The sequence below is a fragment of the Bacillus sp. SH5-2 genome (assembly GCF_008368905.1).
GTDB lineage: Bacteria > Bacillota > Bacilli > Bacillales > Bacillaceae_G > Bacillus_A > Bacillus_A luti.
In genome coordinates, this window is record NZ_QOSD01000012.1 from 130,535 (window position 1) to 147,717 (window position 17,183).

A 17,183-nucleotide genomic window follows, 5' to 3' on the forward strand; every position below is an offset into this window, starting at 1 on the left:
AAGTAACTTATCATAATGGACATCGGAGGTCAAACGTCTAACGAAAAGTTTAAATAAAAAGAAAATTCTTCAAAAAAACACATATAAAATGAATAGGCATGAAATAGGTTATGTTTTTTATGTAAAAATATACATTATGATAACGTTATGGATTGTTTTTGCAGAATATAGTGTATGAAATGGAAGAATAGATACATTATTTTTGTAGAGGGAAGATAGGTAAAAGAGAGTAATGTGTTGAACCTATAACAAAAAAGCCTTCTAGTAATCTAGAAGGCTTTGAAACTATTAATTAAGGTGCTTTCGTGTATCCTAAGAAATGGCTCTTCCAATAAGAGTTATTTAATGAAGCGATTGCTACACCTTTATCTCCAGCTTGGATAAATGATCCGCCCCCAAGGTAAATACCCATATGAGAAGGACCTGATTTATAAGTATTTTGGAAATAAATTAAGTCACCTGGTTGTGGATTTGAAGTTTGTGGTAGGCTACCCCAATATCCTGCAACACTTTGACGGCTAATGTTATGACCAAATTTCTTAAATACGTGGTAGATGTAACCACTGCAGTCAACACCAGTAGCAGAAGTACCTCCCCAAACGTATGGTACACCTTGCATTGATTTTGCATATGCAAGTACGGAAGAACTGTCACCGCTATTATTGCCTGTATTATTGTTATTATTGTTTTGGTTATTATTTTGGTTGTTGTTAGGCTTATTATCTACTGCGCCACCAACTGGTGTTTTAGAAAGGTAACGTGTTCCGATATAACCAGTTTGACCGTTGTAGTTAATTTTGCTCCATCCAGAGTTTTCAGAGATTACTTGAACCTTCTGTCCTTGTGGAAGTGCGCCTATGATTCTATAATTTGTACCTTCACCACTACGTACATTTAAGGCAGAAGCATTAATGTAGTAGTCACCAATTGCACCTTGATTAGGTTGTTCAGGTTGTTTTGGTTGCTCAGGAGTAGTAGTGCCACCTTTAACGAATTTCATGAATTCGCTACTAACGTAGCCTGTTTTTCCTTGATAGTTAACTTTAAACCAGCTACCTTCAGAGCCAATTACGTTTAATGTCGTACCATTTAATACGCCACCAATTACGCTATGGTAAGTAGCAGGGCCTGTGCGAACGCGTAGAGATGTTGCGTTAACAACATAAGTACCACCAGTTTGAACGGTTACATTATTATTTTGTTCTTGGTTATTTCCTTGTGCACCGTTGTCGTTAGAACCGCCTTTTGTTACGTAGTCTTTGCTTACGTAAGCAGTTTGTCCCGCATAGTTGATTTTGAACCAATCTTGAACTTCGCCAACAACTTGAACTACTTGTCCTTTTGTAACAGAACCTACAGTTGTATGAGAAGTACTAGGACCTGTACGAACACGAAGAGAAGATACATTTACTGTATAGTTTCCACTTGCTGGTTTTACAGATTCTTGGTTGTTATTATTCGTATTGTTGTTTGAAGAACCTGCATTAGAAGAAACACCAGATACGAATTCGCCACTTACGTAGCCAACTTGTCCATTATGGTTGATTTTTACCCAACCATTTTCTTGACTAATCACGTTTAATGTTTGTCCTTCATATACACGTCCTGAAACAGAACTAGAAGTGTTAGGAGCTGTACGCACACGCAATACATCAGCAGTAACTTTATTGTTTCCGCCTGTTGTATTTACATTGGAATTGCTTACTCCATTTTTGGATACAAATTCACCGCTAACAAAGCCAGTTTGTCCATTATGGTTAATTTTGAACCAACCATTTTCTTCGCCAATCACGTTTAAAGATTGACCATTATAAACGCGTGAGATGATGTCGTGAGAAGTACTTGATCCTGCACGAACATGTAATACGCTAGCGTTTACCTTATAAGATGAGCTGTTTGATGCAGAGGCTTGGACAGTTTGTGTAGCAGCTTTTTGTGTATTTTGTTCAGGGGCAGCTTGAACGCTATCAAGTGTAGGTGCTGCTCCTCCTGCTACAGACACTGCCGCAAGACCGGCAAGGTATTTTTTCATAATTTGTCGATTCCTTTCTGTCTGTAATGTAGTGAAGAAATATTTACCAACTGTTAAAAATTCTAAAGAGCATGTCGATTACTGTCAAGACTTATGCGGGAATCTGAATATGACAAAAAGATTACAAGAAAAAATCAAGGCATGAATTCCACACCTTGATTTCCATTTAAATACATATATTGAATGTAGACAGGATAGAAATTATTCGTGTTTAAGAAGATGACATGTTGGATTGAAGCAAGCTTTGAGAAAAGGATTTTTGTAACATTTTTGTGATAGGTCCAACTTGACCATCTTGAATCGCTGTTCCATCTAGGTGTGTCATCGGTAAGATTTCAATTGTAGTTCCTGTAAAAAAGCATTCATCTGCTTGATAAACGTCACGAACACTGAAAAGTTCTTCTTGTACAGGAATGCGAAGGGTTTTCGCTAAAGAAAGGACATATTGACGAATAATACCGTTTAAAATAAGGTGATTGGCTGGATGCGTGTACAGGGTGCCATTTTTGATTAGAAAGAAATTAGAGCAGCTCCCCTCCGTTACAATACCATTTCGTACAAATAGTGCTTCTTTACAGCCTTTGCGCTCAGCTTTCGTAGCAGCTAGTATATTTGGTAATAAATTTAATGATTTAATGTCACAGCGAAGCCAGCGGGTATCTGGTTCTGATATAGCACGTACACCATATTCAATCCATAAAGCTGGTCTTTCCTTTTTTGTAATATAGGCATAGATTGTCGGAGGAGCGTCATATGAGAACGCATGGGTACGAGCTTGTACACCGCGAGATACTTGCAAATAAATGGTTCCATCTTCGTGGAAATTATTACCTTCAATGAGCTTGTAAAGTAATATGATGAGTTCTGCCTTTGAGAAAGGGAGAGATAATTCTATTTCTTCCATGGAGCGATATAATCTTGTTATATGGGGATCTAATAAATGAAAGTTCCCTTTATATAGGCGCATAACCTCATAGACACCATCTCCAAACTGCAACCCTCTTTCTTCAAGTTCTATGTACGTTTTTTGCTTTGTTGTATCAATAACTGCATCATTCCAAAGTACAAATCTCTCATATGCCAATTGTCGTCCCATCCTTTCGTAAGTACATAAGTAACATGAAACTTTCATTCGGAATAAAAATCACTATAGTCATTTTTATGTGAGTAATTCTGTACATATGACGTATATGTATTGGTAAATCGTAAAGAAGTGGTGGTAATTTATAGCATTTTGTATATATAAATTCGAAAATAAGAAATAAGAATCCTGCTTGTAAATAAAAAAAAGCAACATTCTTATGGAATGCTGCACAAGGAGGGTAGCTATCTTTCATAGGGACATCGTCTTATTGAATGTTTTGTTTATGGAAACAAAACATGTTGAAAGACAATTATAAGAAAGTAGAAACAAACGATTCACACATTTCTTTAAGGGACCTTATTGAAGATGAGAGATAAGAAATATGTAGAACCTCGTTTACATATTTTATTATAGAGATTTTTCATTAATCCTATGTGAATATTTGGTAAAGGTTATGTAATTTTAAAGTTAATGAATATAAGAGGTAGGAGGGAGGAATATAAAAAAAGAGGCTGAGATTACTCAGCGCTCTTCTTTTCTTCTTTAATAGCTGTTTTTACTTCACCAGTTTTGATCTTGTTACTGTCAGAGAAGCGAAGTAAGTCACCTTCAATGATCTTGTCAGACATGTGCAATTCATTTTGAGCACGATCAATTAGTGGTTGAGATTCTTCTTTCGGTAATTGTACAACTTCGCCAGTAGCACGGTCGTAGAATGTACTGTTTGTGTACATGTACTTATCTGTAACGAAGCTACCGTCACGAAGAACAACGAATCCTTTATTATCTGGTGAGAATACATCATGACCGAATTGGATTTGATTCGTAGAATCTACACCAAGTAAGTTTAGAATTGTTGGTTTAATGTCAATTTCACCAGTTGGTTTTGAAATTGTTTTACCTTCTTTTTGACCTGGAACGTGAATAAACATCGGTGTTTTTTGTAAGTTCATATGGTCAAATGTAGTAATTTCTTCTTTTCCTAAGAACTGTGCCATCGCACGGTTATGGTTTTCAGAAATACCGTAGTGATCACCGTAGAATACGATAACAGAGTTGTCGTAAATGCCTTCTGCTTTTAGACGCTCAATAAAGTGTTTCATCGCTTCGTCTAAATAACGAGCAGTTACCATGTAACGGTCAAATACGCCATCACCAGAATTGTATTCATCGATTAATTTCGTACTGTCATCATAAGTGAATGGGTAATGATTCGTTAAAGTCAGGAAGCGAGTATAGAATGGTTGCTTCACTTCTTTTAACATATCGATAGATTGATCGAAGTATTCGATATCTTTTAATCCCCAGTTTAATTTTGTTTCTGGCGTAATCTTGTAATCAAGCTCGTTGTAGTAACGATCATAACCAAGTGCCGGATACATAATGTTACGGTTCCAGAACGTTGCGTTGTTTGCGTGGAATACCGACGTGTGATACCCTTGCTGACGTAAAATTTCTGGAGTTGCTGTGTATTCGTTGTTACCGTGTGTGAAGAATACAGCACCACGGTCTAGTGGATATAACGAAGTATCTACTAAGAACTCAGCATCAGATGTTTTTCCTTGACCAGTTTGATGGAAGAAGTTATCGAAGTAATAACTTTCTTTCGTAAATTGGTTTAAGAATGGTGTAACTTCTTGTCCGTTAACTGTTGCGCCAATTAAGAATGTTTGTAATGACTCAAGAGAGACAACAATTACGTTTTTCCCTTTTGCAGTACCGAACATATTTGGATCTGGTTTACTTTGTGTTGTTTTCACGTAGTTTTCTGTTTCTTGTAATTTACTACCGTCAGCAAATGCTTTTTGTGAACTAGATTTCGCTTGTAAGCCAAGGTCATATGCTTGGTGTACATATAAGCCTAAGTTTTTAACAAGCATAACGCGGTCGAATGAACGTGTTAATAGTTCAGGACGCTCAGCTTCTGCAAATCCTAGGTTTACGAAGAAAATAGCAATTGTTGATACGAAGTATAGAGAACGCATCGGACGTGCTACACGCTCTGTCGGTGCAAAGTTTTTCTTCTTTTTCAATAGAACGAAGAATACAAGAATATCCGCAAATGCAAGGATAATTTTGTAGTTAAACAATTCTTTCACACTAGAACCTAAGCTCCCAAAGTTAGATGTTTGTCCTAGTACTGGTAAAGTAACGAAGTCATTGTAGAATCCGTAGAACATTACGTTACCAACAAGAATGAACGTTAAGACAAAGTTAATTCCAAGTGCTATATAGTTACGTTTTTTTCCTTTTGCAAATAATGCAAGGCCCACAAACAGTAATGATGCTGCTAATGGACTAATGAATAAAATGAATTCTTGCATGAAAGATTCAAGTTTTAAATCGAAGCTTGTGCGTGTAATAATGTAGGTTTTCAGCCAGACGGCCAAAGCTACGAATAAAGTGAAGCGCACATTTTGAAATTGTGATTTCAAGGTTTCTTTCATTCATTTCCACCCTTTCTCTATCAGGCTTGGTCGATTTTGGAGCGAAAAATGCTAAAATAAAAAATACATAGTTTTCTTGGCCATAATTAGAGGTTCTATATTCACCCATATACGACTATAACTATGCATACCCTTTTAGTTTCTTGTGTTGCTCATAAGCATAACGTCATTTCTGTATTATACAACAAAATTCATTTCTGAGAAACACTATAACATTTTACATTTTTTGTATGTGATTTGTCACTACCAGAGAAAACTTTAACATTCGTTTATATGCTCGTCAACTAGAAAATATAACAAACATAGAACAGAATGTTAAGTGAAATTGAAAATTTCTATGGTTGAGAAATAAGAAATGAATACGTGTAAGTGGTTATCTAGAAACCTAGTATATGAAGGAAAGTATGTAAAAATTAACGAACACTTGTTCTTTTTATCTTTGTTTGTTACAATAAAATTCATTGATAGATTATGTGTAATTTTGATGAACTTTTACTGATATCATATTGTAGCTTATTTTTTAAAAAAATAAGGAGGCTTTTATATGAAACAAAAATTTTCAGTTGAAGCGTTTTGGGAAAAGGTAAAACATGTTGCAAAGCAAGCGGGGCAGTCGGTTATTTATGCAAGTTTATTATTGTTTTACGTTTTGCAAAGACCAGACGTTCCAAAACGAGTGAAAATGATTGTAATTGGAGCACTTGCTTATTTTATTGCACCGATTGATGCCATCCCAGATTTCATTGCTGGAATTGGTTATACGGATGATTTAGGGGCGTTAATGGCCGCACTATTACAAGCGTCGTTATACGTCAATGAAGATGTGAAAGATAAGGCACGAATGAAGTTGGCAGAATGGTTTGGTTCGGATATAGACACATCATTTATCGATCAGAAATTAGATCAATAGGTGAGAACTGTCATATGGTGACAGGGCGAACGTAAGCGAGGAAGTGCATTATGCCATCAGGAAGAACGCATACGAAAATAAACTTAATATCCCTGCCGGTTGTTTTGTTTATGCTTTTCTCGTATGGATTAACAGATTTTGATTTTTTATTAACTTTTGCAATTGGCTTTTTAGTGGGCACTTCATTTTTAACACCGGATTTAGATACGTACAGTAATGCGTACAATAAATGGGGATTTTTGCGTATATTCTGGTACCCGTATAAGAGGATAATGCCGCATCGTTCCTTTTTTACGCACACAATTATACTTGGTGATATAATTCGTATCGCTTACATGTTAATTGTGTTTTCTCCGTTTTTATTCCTATTAAATGTAATCGCACTTGACGGGAATTTAATAGAAATTGCGAAGGAACATGAGGTTGAACTTGTAACGTTCGTAATGGGAATTGTCGTAGCGAGTACGCTCCACATTATAGCGGATAAAGTGAACACGCGCCGAAAGAAAATGATGAGAAAAAAGAAGAAACGCAGAAGATAAAAAGACACTTGCAATTTGCAAGTGTCTTTTTTTAATCAAACGTTTGTTTAAAAAGGAAATTAAGCTTTTAGCACTTTAATACCTTTCACGATATTCCAAATGAAGTAGTATAAGCTAATGATGCCGCAAATACATAAGACAATCATTGCCCCGATTCCAAGTGTTACGTCTGCTTGATCCGATCCGATACCCATAATTCCTAGAATAATGATTCCAATAAATGTTGCGATACTTGGAATAATGTGTGTCCATAGGGCTCGTTTTGCATGTGGTTTTGTTTCAGAGTCGCCCACAATCCAAACAATGATTGGGAATAAGATAGGGGCAAATAGTACGCTAAAGTATGATAAAGCAGCTAATATTTTGTTTCCGTTCATATATATCACCTCATAAATAATGTCCGTTGTTATACTATTATTATGCAATAATTTTTGCGAGCGTACTATCGATGAACCTTACAAGAACGTGACGTTTTTGTAAGATTTTCTAGTGAAATAATAAAATTTTCAAAAAAATCTTTTTTGAAAGAAAATAATGTGCTAAAGTATAAATGAAAGTTATTGAAAACGTTTTCCTAAACGTTTTTTATTTTTAGGCTAAAAGGTATGATGACCTGATAGTCTATTGATGAGGTTATTCTATTTAAAAGGGGATTCTTTAGGGGGAGAGAACAATGAACACATGGACACAAGTTTATGATCCGTTCGGAAACATTTGGATTTCGGCGGCGATCGCACTTATTCCGATTATCTTTTTTTTCTTAGCTTTAGCAGTTTTCCGCATGAAGGGGTATGTGGCAGGATTTATTACGGTTGTACTTACAATTTTAGTAGCGCTGTTCGCTTATAAGATGCCGTTTACGATGGCAATGGCAGCAACCGGATACGGTTTCTTATACGGATTATGGCCAATCGCTTGGATCATCATTATGTCGGTATTTTTATATAAAATTTCTGTGAAAACAGGTCAATTCGATGTGATTCGTGCATCTGTATTATCTATTACAAATGATCACCGTTTACTCGTTATTTTAATTGGGTTTTCATTTGGAGCATTTTTAGAAGGAGCAGCAGGATTTGGGGCACCGGTAGCGATCACGGCGGCGCTTCTTGCAGGTCTTGGGTTAAATCCTTTATATGCAGCTGGTCTTTGTTTAATCGCAAATACTGCACCAGTAGCGTTTGGCGCAATGGGGATCCCAATTACAGTTGCTGGACAAGTGACGGGTATCGATCCACATAAAATCGGACAAATGGCTGGACATCAGTTACCGTTCTTATCATTATTTGTTCCGTTCTTTATCGTATTTTTAATGGATGGATTTAAAGGGGTAAAGCAAACTTGGCCTGCGCTGTTTGTAGCGGGTAGTTCATTTGCAATTACGCAGTTCATTACAGCGACATTCTTAGGACCAGAACTTCCGGATATTACATCGGCGCTTGTAAGTTTAGTAAGTTTGGCGCTGTTCTTAAAAGTATGGCAACCGAAAGAAATCTATCAATCCGGGCAAGCAAATAGTGAAGTAGCTGCGGCAACGACTTCGGCATCGATGCCGAAATTAACGTTAGGAAAAGTCGTAAAGGCATGGTCTCCATTTATCGTATTAACAGTTATGGTAGTCATTTGGAGTCAAAGTTTCTTTAAGGCATTATTCGCCCCAGGGGGCGCTTTAGAAAGTCTTGTATTTAAGTTTGAAATTCCAGGCTTGCACAATTTAGTAATGAAAGCAGAGCCAATTGTAAATAAACCGACGCCTTATGAGGCGATTTTGAAGCTTGATGTATTATCAGCAACTGGAACAGCGATTTTAATTGCTTGCATCATTTCCATGTTTATTTTGAAAATGAGTGCAAAAGATGCAGTAGTGACATTTAAAGAAACGTTAAATGAACTGAAAATGCCAATTCTATCAATCGGATTCGTATTAGGATTTGCATTTATCGCAAACTATTCTGGGCTATCTTCTACATTAGCGTTAGCACTGGCTGGAACTGGCGGACTATTCCCGTTCTTCTCACCATTCCTAGGTTGGATTGGCGTATTCTTAACAGGATCCGATACGTCAGCGAACGCACTGTTCTCAAACTTACAAGCAATTACAGCGCAGCAAGTCGGTGTATCTGAAGTGCTTCTCGTTGCAGCAAATACAACGGGCGGTGTAACAGGAAAAATGATTTCTCCGCAATCGATTGCAATTGCTTGTGCGGCAGTTGGACTTGCTGGAAAAGAATCAGACTTGTTCCGCTTCACAGTGAAGCATAGTTTGTTCTTCGTAATTATTGTTGGTATTATGACGTATGTTCAAGCATATTATTTAACGTGGATGATTCCGTAAAGAGCAAAAGAAATAACCTTTGCATTTTTCAGATTATCGTGTATGATGGGAAAGTATTGAAAATTAAATCAGTGATAAACTAGGGGTGCCTAACGTATGCGTAGGCTGAGAGAGAAGCGCGTGATCTTCTTAACCCTTTGGACCTGATCTGGCTCGTACCAGCGTAGGGAAGTTAACGGCTTTACATAATGATGTCTTTTATGAGCCAGGTCCTTATTTTTTTATGGACCTGGCTCTTTTTATTTTGGCATGCGCTGGCCATATCTCGTCCTTGTCACGAACAGGGGAGGCAACAAAGGTTATGAAACAATCTGTTTCAGCTGAGCAAATTGAATTGAAATCAAGTTTACCAGGGAGTAAGAAAGTATATGTGGATGGACCACGAGAAGGTATGAAAGTGCCGATGCGTGAGATTGAACAAAGCGAAACGAACGGCGTCCCAAATCCGCCAGTCCGCGTGTATGATACGAGCGGTCCTTATACGGATCCGGCGTATAAAGTGGAGCTGGAAAAGGGGTTGGAGGCGCCGCGTCATTCTTGGATCATGGAGCGCGGGGATGTAGAAGCATATGAAGGGCGCGAAGTAAAACCAGAGGATGACGGTGTGAAGGTGGCTTCGAAACATACACCTGTTTTCCCGCAAATGGATCGCAAACCGCTTAGAGCGAAGCAAGGTGCAAATGTTACGCAAATGCATTATGCGCGTAATGGCATTATTACGTCTGAGATGGAATACGTTGCGATTCGTGAAGGAGTAGAGCCTGAGTTTGTTCGTAAGGAAATTGCGGAAGGTCGTGCTATTTTACCAGCGAATATTAATCATCCGGAAGCGGAACCGATGATTATCGGGCGTAATTTCCACGTGAAGGTAAATGCAAATATCGGAAACTCTGCTGTATCTTCTTCTATTGAGGAAGAAGTAGAGAAGATGACGTGGGCTACTCGCTGGGGTGCAGATACGATTATGGATTTATCTACAGGTAAAAACATTCATACGACGCGTGAGTGGATTATTCGTAATGCGCCTGTACCAGTTGGAACTGTGCCGATTTATCAAGCGCTTGAAAAGGTAAATGGAATTGCAGAAGATTTAACGTGGGAAGTGTATCGTGATACGTTAATTGAGCAAGCGGAGCAGGGCGTGGATTACTTTACGATTCATGCTGGTGTATTACTTCGTTACATTCCAATTACTGCAAAGCGTACGACAGGTATCGTTTCGCGTGGTGGTTCGATTATGGCACAGTGGTGTTTATTCCATCATAAAGAAAACTTCCTATATACTCATTTTGAAGAGATTTGTGAAATTATGAAGCAGTACGATGTTTCGTTCTCTCTTGGAGATGGATTACGTCCAGGATCGATTGCAGATGCAAATGACGAAGCACAATTCTCAGAGCTTGAAACACTTGGTGAATTAACGAAAATTGCTTGGAAGCATGATGTGCAAGTGATGATTGAAGGACCTGGACATGTACCGATGCATTTAATTAAAGAGAATATGGAAAAAGAACTTGATATTTGTCAGGGCGCGCCATTCTATACACTTGGACCGTTAACGACAGATATTGCACCAGGTTATGACCATATTACATCGGCAATTGGAGCTGCGATGATTGGTTGGTTTGGAACTGCAATGCTTTGTTATGTAACACCGAAAGAACATTTAGGATTGCCAAATAAAGATGATGTTCGCACGGGGGTTATTACGTACAAAATTGCAGCACATGCGGCTGATCTTGCAAAAGGGCATAAAACGGCTCATCAGCGTGATGATGCACTTTCGAAAGCACGTTTCGAATTCCGTTGGCGCGATCAATTTAATTTATCTTTAGATCCTGAACGCGCGATGGAATATCACGATGAAACGTTGCCAGCAGAAGGAGCGAAAACAGCTCATTTCTGTTCGATGTGTGGACCGAAGTTCTGTAGTATGAGAATTTCACATGATATTCGTGAATATGCGAAAGAAAATGATTTAGAAACGACAGAAGCAATTGAAAAAGGTATGAAAGAGAAGGCGAAAGAATTTAAAGAAACTGGTAGTCATTTATATCAATAACACGTTACACCTCTTTACTTGATTGATCACACTGTAGTACCTAACTTAATTATAGAAGAAGCCCCCTTTGCTAAGACGGTAGCAAAGGGGGCTTCTGTTGTCTACAAGGAGAAGAAGAGGTGTACCCAATAGAATAAGAGGAATAATGTGACGATTGTTGTGAGTGGGATAACGATAAGAGATACACTTAAATAGTCTTTCCATTTTACTTTGATTTTGTTTTGTTTCAGGATATACATCCAAATGAGGGAAGCTAGCGTACCGATTGGTAGTAATAGTGAACCGATGTCACTACCAATAATGTTTGCGAGGTAGATTGTTTTTAATGTGACTGGATCTAGTCCCATTTCTGTTAATGTGATTGTACCAATCATAAGTGCTGGGTGATTATTGAATACGTTAGAGAGGAGAGAAACGAGTCCGCCCATTGCAAAGCTAGCATAAAGTAGATGCTGACTTACAACTGGTTCAAGCCAATTTACAAGCGCAGCTGTTAGTCCTGCGTTGTGAAGTCCATAAATAATTACATACATAGAGAAAGCGAAAATTAAAATGTGCCACGGTGTCTTTTTCAAAATATCGATAGGGTTTGTTCGTAAGTAGTACCATCTCCAGATGAGAAGAACGAGTGAACCGAGTACAGCAACGATTTCGATTGGAATCGATAAGAAGGATGCAACGAATAGAAGACAGCGCATAAGGAAGACGAAGCCTAATACTTTTAGCATGAATTTTGTACGTTTTTGTTTCGTATCAACAGAATTTTTTCCTTTTAACGGATGAAAATTTTTCGTGAAGAATATTTCTTCAATATCATATGAAGAAACAGGTAATTTTTTCGGGAGTTTTTTCTTCAAAACTGTATACATGAGCCATGACATAAATAATAGTCCTAATGTTGCTGGTACAAACATCATAGCGGTATGCATATAAAGAGTCATATTCACGATATTTAATGCGATTAAGTTTACGATATTACTTACACCAATTGGTGCACTAGATGCAGTAGCGATTAAAGCACCGCTTAATAAATAAGGAATTTGTTGATGCGGTTTTAATTGAAGGTTTTTTAGAAGAAGAATTAAAATTGGAGTTGTAATTAAAATACTACCGTCATTATTAAATAAAAGAGTCATAAGAAAACATAATAATTGAATATACCAGTATAAACGGCGACCAGAGCCTTTTGCTAAGTTTGCAAGTTTCGCTGCGGCCCAGTGGAAGAAGCCAAAGCTTTCTAATATAACCGCCATAACGATGGTCGCTAATATTGTTATGGAGGCACCGCCAATTTTACTGATAATGTCCATGACATCTGGTTTTGATACAAGTCCAGTAATCAGGATAATGCCAGCACCAATTGCTGCTGGCCACGCCTCATTTAAACCACGAGGTCGCCAAAAGATAACAATCATCGTGAAGAAGAATACAATAATAGTAATCCATATTTCAGTACTCATATTTTGCCTACCTTTCTATTTTTCCTTGAACGAATGTAGCTTGTCTCAAGGTTTGTATTAGTAGTATATTCAGCGGAAAATAGGAAGAACTAGACATATAATGGAATAAAGTGAATATGTGTTTTTCAAGCGAAAGGACAAGTGTCACGAATAGTGAAATAACTATTGTGAGAGGAGTCTATAAATTAGATGGGCAGTAAGATAGTAAATGAAATTTATATGGGCGATTATGGAGATCTATCGGCGTAACTTAAAATATATCAGTGATTTTTAAAATATATCAACTTATCGACAAAACATGACAAAAGGAGCCCATCCCAATATGATTTTTGGGACAGACTCCAAGGTTAGATTATTTTTCCTTCAAAAAAGTTCGATCCTTCAAGAATAAATTCCAGAAGAAAATGAATCCTGGGAGTAAAATTGCAATCCCAATTGCATATAAAATAAGCAATGCATAGAATGTTTCGACTGTCGTAAAGCTTGTAAATACAGTTACGTCCGGGTAAATGATATACGGTAAATGGGCGATGCCGTAAGCGTAGCTTGCAAATCCATATTGAGCAACGACAGCTAAAACGGCGATGCGAGGAAATCCAAGTGTGTCGTACTTCTTGTTTGTCCACCAAAGTGAAGAGTACCCGATAACGAATAAAACGATAGAAACGGTAAACCATTGGAATTGCTTTATTAGCCCTTCCATAAGCCAGTGTGTTTCTGGGTCCATTACAACGAGGGCGATAATAGCAGCAACGAGCGTTGCAGGACCAAGTATGATGGCATTTCTTCTATAAATTTTATAGGCATCTTCTGAACCTTGTTCTCTCGCGAAATCAGCAAGAAAGAGAGAAGATAGAAATAGTTCCGAAGTTAGTCCAAAGAGCATATAACAATAAATAACAGGACTAGAAAGAAGTTTTCCATAAAGGAGTACTTCTTTTCCTTCAGACATTGTAATATAAGCACCTTCTGTAACGGGTAGAACGGTAATTAATAGAGCTGGAATTAAAAGCCCTGTAATACCTGAAATAACACGAAGAAGATGTTGGTATTTTGGCAGTGAATAAGCAAATACCATAAATGTACTGCGAATTGCAACGAGTACTAGAATTAGCATAACTGGTACGAACATAACGGTTGCAAGGGTAAAGGCGGCCTTCGGAAAGAAACCGAGAAAAGCGACAACGACAAAGACGAGAAATGTATTGGTTACTTCCCAAGTTGGTGATAAGTATCGATTCGCAAGTTTAGCAGCAAGTGTCGGATGTTTCGCATATACCATGCCCCAAAAACCAGCTCCAAAATCAATGGATCCTAGTATGCTATAAACAAAAATCAGAGCCCACAAGATGATGATTGCAATACTTTCCTCATGCACGAGAATCGCCTCCTTGGTTATGCAAATCATTCTTTAACGGATGTTTCTTAAAGAATGTCCGTAGTACAAAGACGGTTAAAATGCCGAGTCCAATATATAAAATGATGAATAGAATAAATAAAGGACCGACGAAATCAGCGCGTGTAGAAGCGTCCATCGTACGTTGCATACCATAAATGGTCCATGGCTGACGACCGCTACAGCTGAAGACCCATCCGAACTCAATACCGAGCATCATAACTGGTCCACAGGCGGCAGCTCCCCAAAGAAGCCATTTCGGTAACTCTGCTCCTTTTTTTCGGTAAACAAAGTACCAATACAAGAGAGCGATTGCGGCAACTGCGAAGGTAAAAGCAGCTGTGCCGACCATTAAGTTGAACAGTGTATGTGTATAAAATGGTGGCCACGTTTCTTGTGGGAATTCATTGAGCCCTTTTACGACGGTACTAGGATCGAGCCCTACTAATAAGCTGAGCATGTTCGGAATTTCGAGTGCATAGTTTAGTTCAAGTGTATTCGGATCAACAACCCCACCAATTGATAAAGGTGCGTGTGATGTCGTTTCAAACAAAGCTTCAGCGGATGCTAGTTTTTCTGGTGAGTGTTTATGTAAGGCAATCGCAGATTCATGTCCCGAAATCCACATCGTAGCACCTGTGATGAATGTAACAACAAGTCCTAACAGTAATCCTTTTTTATGGTAAGCAATTTCACGTTCACTCAAATTCTTCTTTAATAATTTAAATCCAGCGATAGAGGCAATGACAGCTGCCCCGGCTGCATAGGCCGTAATAACAACGTGGAATGCACTTGTGCCAAAGCTTGGATTAAAGAAAGCTTTCCACGGATCAACGTTAAAAACTGATCCATCTGGCCCCATTGAAAAGCCTGCAGGTGTATTCATCCATGTATTTGCTGATGTAATAAGCACGGCGGATGCCGTGGCACCAAGCATAACAAAAAAAAGCGAGATTAATCTCATAAATGGAGGGAGTTTATCAGCTGCGTATACATAAATAGACATGAATAAAGCCTCTAAAAAGAAGGCGAAAATCTCAATTTGAAAGGGAACAGAAATAACTTGCCCAACAATTTTGGCGAAACCAGGCCATAGAAGTGAGATTTGCACACCAACAATTGTTCCGGTTGGAATTGCTACACCGAGAAGGATTGCAAATGCCTTTGTCCATCTTTTCGCCATAATGGCATAGTCGGAATCTTTCTTCCAGTGATAGAGTATTTCACTTATGAAAATCATCAATGAAAGCCCGACGCCAAGTGTTGCAAAGATAATGTGGAATGCTAATGAAGAACCAAAAAACGCTCTTGCTAATGTTACGGTATCCATATGTAAACTCCTCTTCTTTTTTGCCATTATTTTCTGATTGAATTGGAAGATTTATTCAAAAAAACTACCAAAAATATATGTGTATTTAAAAAGTGAATATGGTAATATAATGTTTGAATATTTAGAAGAGAAAGAAATAAATATTTGATAATATTTTGTTTGTTTTTTGTTTAGGAATCTTTTATAATCTTTTATGCGAACATGAGTTCTGTTTTCGGGATGAAGAAGTTTATGTGAAATGGAGAGGATGTTTTATGTATCCTGAAGTCATTAAAAAGATGGCATTTTCAAAAGAGCATAGAGATTTATTATTAAAGCTGTACAATAAAGAAATTACGCGTCGTGAATATGATCGACTTGTGGAATCGCTATATAGACCTTCTAAAGAGGCTTATGAGGGATAGAGGAACGGGAGACAATCTAATAGATTGTCTTTTTTAAATTGACGTATGTTCTGCTAAAATTAAGGTTAGCCTTATTAGAGAGGTGAAAAGATTGCGGAAACGTTTATATATAGGGATTGGAGTTATGCTCTTAATCGCTTTAGGTGGAATTGTATTTTGGTCAGCATTACAAGGAAACCGTACAGAATATTTTATTTTAAGACATATGGTCAATGAAAATGGGACGCTTGCTACATATCGTTTAGCAGATACAAAGGCTGGCACGGGGGAAGCAAAAGGCCGTGAAGCTTTATCAGAATCAGCAGGACTATGGTTACAATATACACTTGATAAAGATGACCAAGCGTTATTTGATGAACAAGTAAAGGTGATTCAAAATAACTTTTTACATAAGGATCGCATCGTTGTATGGAAAATCTCTGAAAAGGGAGAAATGCAGTCAGCTACAAATGCACTTATAGATGACCTTCGTATTATAGAACAATTATATCGTGCTTATGAAATGTATAAGGAAGAGCGTTATAAAAATCTTGCAGATCAATTGAGTGATGCTGTACTTCGTTATAATAAAAAAGGTAGTACGTACGTTGATTATTATGATGCAGATGCAGGTAAACAAAATAATTCTGTCACAACATCCTACATAAACCCGCACGCATTTTCTTACATGAAAAAGTACGGGAAAGTTTCTGCTCAGCAGTATCAAGAAGTAATCCAGTTTTTAGCTGATTATCCGAGAAATGGATGGGCATTCCCAAAAGAGTATAAAGAAGATGGTACATTTACATACGATAAAGAAGTGAGTCTTATTGACCAATCATACGTTGCTTACCATCGTAGTTTAGGGGGTCTTTCATCAGATGCATATTTGGAATTTATAAAGAAGAAGTTCCAGGAGGACGGGAAGTTATACGGTCGATACAATGTAGAAACGGGAAAACAAACTGTAAATTATGAATCACCGGCTGCTTACGGACTAACAATTTTATACGTATTACACACAGGGGATACAAATTTTGCAAAGGAATTATATGAGCGAATGACTACATTCCGAAATGATAATGTGTTTAGTAGATATTACGGTGGATACGTCACAGGTGAAAATAATAATACTCATATTTTTGATAATGTTTTGCCGCTTTTAGCGGAAATAGAATTAGAGAAGAGTAAGAAATAGAAGG

General features: G+C 37.6%; 13 protein-coding genes and 1 riboswitch. Of the genes, 6 read left to right on the forward strand and 7 right to left on the reverse strand.

The window, feature by feature from the left end; translation table 11 throughout:
- Nucleotides 1–292 precede the first annotated feature (292 nt).
- From DN410_RS10015 to DN410_RS10025, 3 genes are all read right to left on the reverse strand, one after another.
- Entirely contained in the window at nucleotides 293–2,032 is a 1,740-nt protein-coding gene (locus tag DN410_RS10015) for a C40 family peptidase (protein ID WP_149176370.1), read from the reverse strand.
- Nucleotides 2,033–2,243: 211 nt separating this feature from the next.
- A complete protein-coding gene (locus tag DN410_RS10020; RefSeq protein ID WP_179958598.1) occupies nucleotides 2,244–3,128 on the reverse strand; it encodes a D-amino-acid transaminase in 885 nt (294 codons plus the stop codon).
- Nucleotides 3,129–3,634: 506 nt separating this feature from the next.
- Nucleotides 3,635–5,563, reverse strand: a complete 1,929-nt coding sequence (locus tag DN410_RS10025) for an LTA synthase family protein (protein WP_149176372.1) — start codon at nucleotides 5,561–5,563, stop codon at nucleotides 3,635–3,637.
- Between the two features lie 544 nt (nucleotides 5,564–6,107).
- Between DN410_RS10025 and DN410_RS10030 the strand changes: the two genes are divergently transcribed.
- Both DN410_RS10030 and DN410_RS10035 read left to right on the forward strand, forming a co-directional pair.
- Nucleotides 6,108–6,473 (forward strand): YkvA family protein, encoded by a 366-nt coding sequence (locus DN410_RS10030; protein WP_149176373.1) that lies wholly within the window; start codon nucleotides 6,108–6,110, stop codon nucleotides 6,471–6,473.
- Nucleotides 6,474–6,523: 50 nt separating this feature from the next.
- Nucleotides 6,524–7,015, forward strand: a complete 492-nt coding sequence (locus DN410_RS10035; protein ID WP_001139078.1) for a metal-binding protein — start codon at nucleotides 6,524–6,526, stop codon at nucleotides 7,013–7,015.
- 59 nt (nucleotides 7,016–7,074) lie between these two features.
- Here DN410_RS10035 and DN410_RS10040 read toward each other — a convergent pair whose 3' ends face one another.
- The gene (locus DN410_RS10040; protein ID WP_149176374.1) at nucleotides 7,075–7,392 is read right to left on the reverse strand and encodes a magnetosome magnetite crystal formation protein family; all 318 of its coding nucleotides are present in this window, start codon (nucleotides 7,390–7,392) and stop codon (nucleotides 7,075–7,077) included.
- A 296-nt stretch (nucleotides 7,393–7,688) separates the two neighbouring features.
- On the opposite strand from DN410_RS10040, the gene lldP reads away from it, so the two are divergent.
- Both lldP and thiC read left to right on the forward strand, forming a co-directional pair.
- The gene (lldP, locus tag DN410_RS10045) at nucleotides 7,689–9,350 is read left to right on the forward strand and encodes an L-lactate permease (RefSeq protein ID WP_149176375.1); all 1,662 of its coding nucleotides are present in this window, start codon (nucleotides 7,689–7,691) and stop codon (nucleotides 9,348–9,350) included.
- Nucleotides 9,351–9,421: 71 nt separating this feature from the next.
- Nucleotides 9,422–9,537: riboswitch (TPP riboswitch) on the forward strand.
- A gap of 114 nt (nucleotides 9,538–9,651) precedes the next feature.
- On the forward strand, nucleotides 9,652–11,412 hold the full coding sequence (gene thiC / locus DN410_RS10050) for a phosphomethylpyrimidine synthase ThiC (RefSeq protein ID WP_149176376.1): 1,761 nt from the start codon (nucleotides 9,652–9,654) through the stop codon (nucleotides 11,410–11,412).
- A gap of 101 nt (nucleotides 11,413–11,513) precedes the next feature.
- Here thiC and DN410_RS10055 read toward each other — a convergent pair whose 3' ends face one another.
- The 3 genes from DN410_RS10055 to cydA all read right to left on the reverse strand — a co-directional run bounded on the left by DN410_RS10055 (nucleotide 11,514) and on the right by cydA (nucleotide 15,598).
- Nucleotides 11,514–12,872: an arsenic transporter gene (locus tag DN410_RS10055; RefSeq protein ID WP_149176377.1), complete on the reverse strand. Its 1,359-nt coding sequence runs from the start codon at nucleotides 12,870–12,872 to the stop codon at nucleotides 11,514–11,516.
- Nucleotides 12,873–13,224: 352 nt separating this feature from the next.
- Entirely contained in the window at nucleotides 13,225–14,250 is a 1,026-nt protein-coding gene (locus DN410_RS10060; protein WP_149176378.1) for a cytochrome d ubiquinol oxidase subunit II, read from the reverse strand.
- Nucleotides 14,243–15,598, reverse strand: a complete 1,356-nt coding sequence (gene cydA / locus DN410_RS10065) for a cytochrome ubiquinol oxidase subunit I (protein WP_000381971.1) — start codon at nucleotides 15,596–15,598, stop codon at nucleotides 14,243–14,245. The genes DN410_RS10060 and cydA overlap by 8 nt, the downstream gene beginning before the upstream one ends.
- 254 nt (nucleotides 15,599–15,852) lie before the next feature.
- Here cydA and DN410_RS27895 point away from each other — a divergent pair, with 254 nt between their 5' ends.
- Entirely contained in the window at nucleotides 15,853–16,002 is a 150-nt protein-coding gene (locus DN410_RS27895) for a hypothetical protein (RefSeq protein WP_000283175.1), read from the forward strand.
- 91 nt (nucleotides 16,003–16,093) lie between these two features.
- A complete protein-coding gene (locus DN410_RS10070) occupies nucleotides 16,094–17,179 on the forward strand; it encodes a transcriptional regulator (RefSeq protein WP_149176379.1) in 1,086 nt (361 codons plus the stop codon).
- The last annotated feature ends 4 nt before the right edge of the window (nucleotides 17,180–17,183 follow it).

What these genes read in the sequence shown, in the direction of transcription:
- DN410_RS10035 (WP_001139078.1), top strand. Translation starts at nt 6,524, where the DNA reads ATGCCATCAGGAAGAACGCATACGAAAATAAACTTAATATCCCTGCCG.
- DN410_RS10020 (WP_179958598.1), bottom strand. Translation starts at nt 3,128, where the DNA reads ATGGGACGACAATTGGCATATGAGAGATTTGTACTTTGGAATGATGCA.
- cydA (WP_000381971.1), bottom strand. Translation starts at nt 15,598, where the DNA reads ATGGATACCGTAACATTAGCAAGAGCGTTTTTTGGTTCTTCATTAGCA.
- lldP (WP_149176375.1), top strand. Translation starts at nt 7,689, where the DNA reads ATGAACACATGGACACAAGTTTATGATCCGTTCGGAAACATTTGGATT.
- DN410_RS10040 (WP_149176374.1), bottom strand. Translation starts at nt 7,392, where the DNA reads ATGAACGGAAACAAAATATTAGCTGCTTTATCATACTTTAGCGTACTA.
- DN410_RS10055 (WP_149176377.1), bottom strand. Translation starts at nt 12,872, where the DNA reads ATGAGTACTGAAATATGGATTACTATTATTGTATTCTTCTTCACGATG.
- DN410_RS10025 (WP_149176372.1), bottom strand. Translation starts at nt 5,563, where the DNA reads ATGAAAGAAACCTTGAAATCACAATTTCAAAATGTGCGCTTCACTTTA.
- DN410_RS10015 (WP_149176370.1), bottom strand. Translation starts at nt 2,032, where the DNA reads ATGAAAAAATACCTTGCCGGTCTTGCGGCAGTGTCTGTAGCAGGAGGA.
- DN410_RS27895 (WP_000283175.1), top strand. Translation starts at nt 15,853, where the DNA reads ATGTATCCTGAAGTCATTAAAAAGATGGCATTTTCAAAAGAGCATAGA.
- thiC (WP_149176376.1), top strand. Translation starts at nt 9,652, where the DNA reads ATGAAACAATCTGTTTCAGCTGAGCAAATTGAATTGAAATCAAGTTTA.
- DN410_RS10030 (WP_149176373.1), top strand. Translation starts at nt 6,108, where the DNA reads ATGAAACAAAAATTTTCAGTTGAAGCGTTTTGGGAAAAGGTAAAACAT.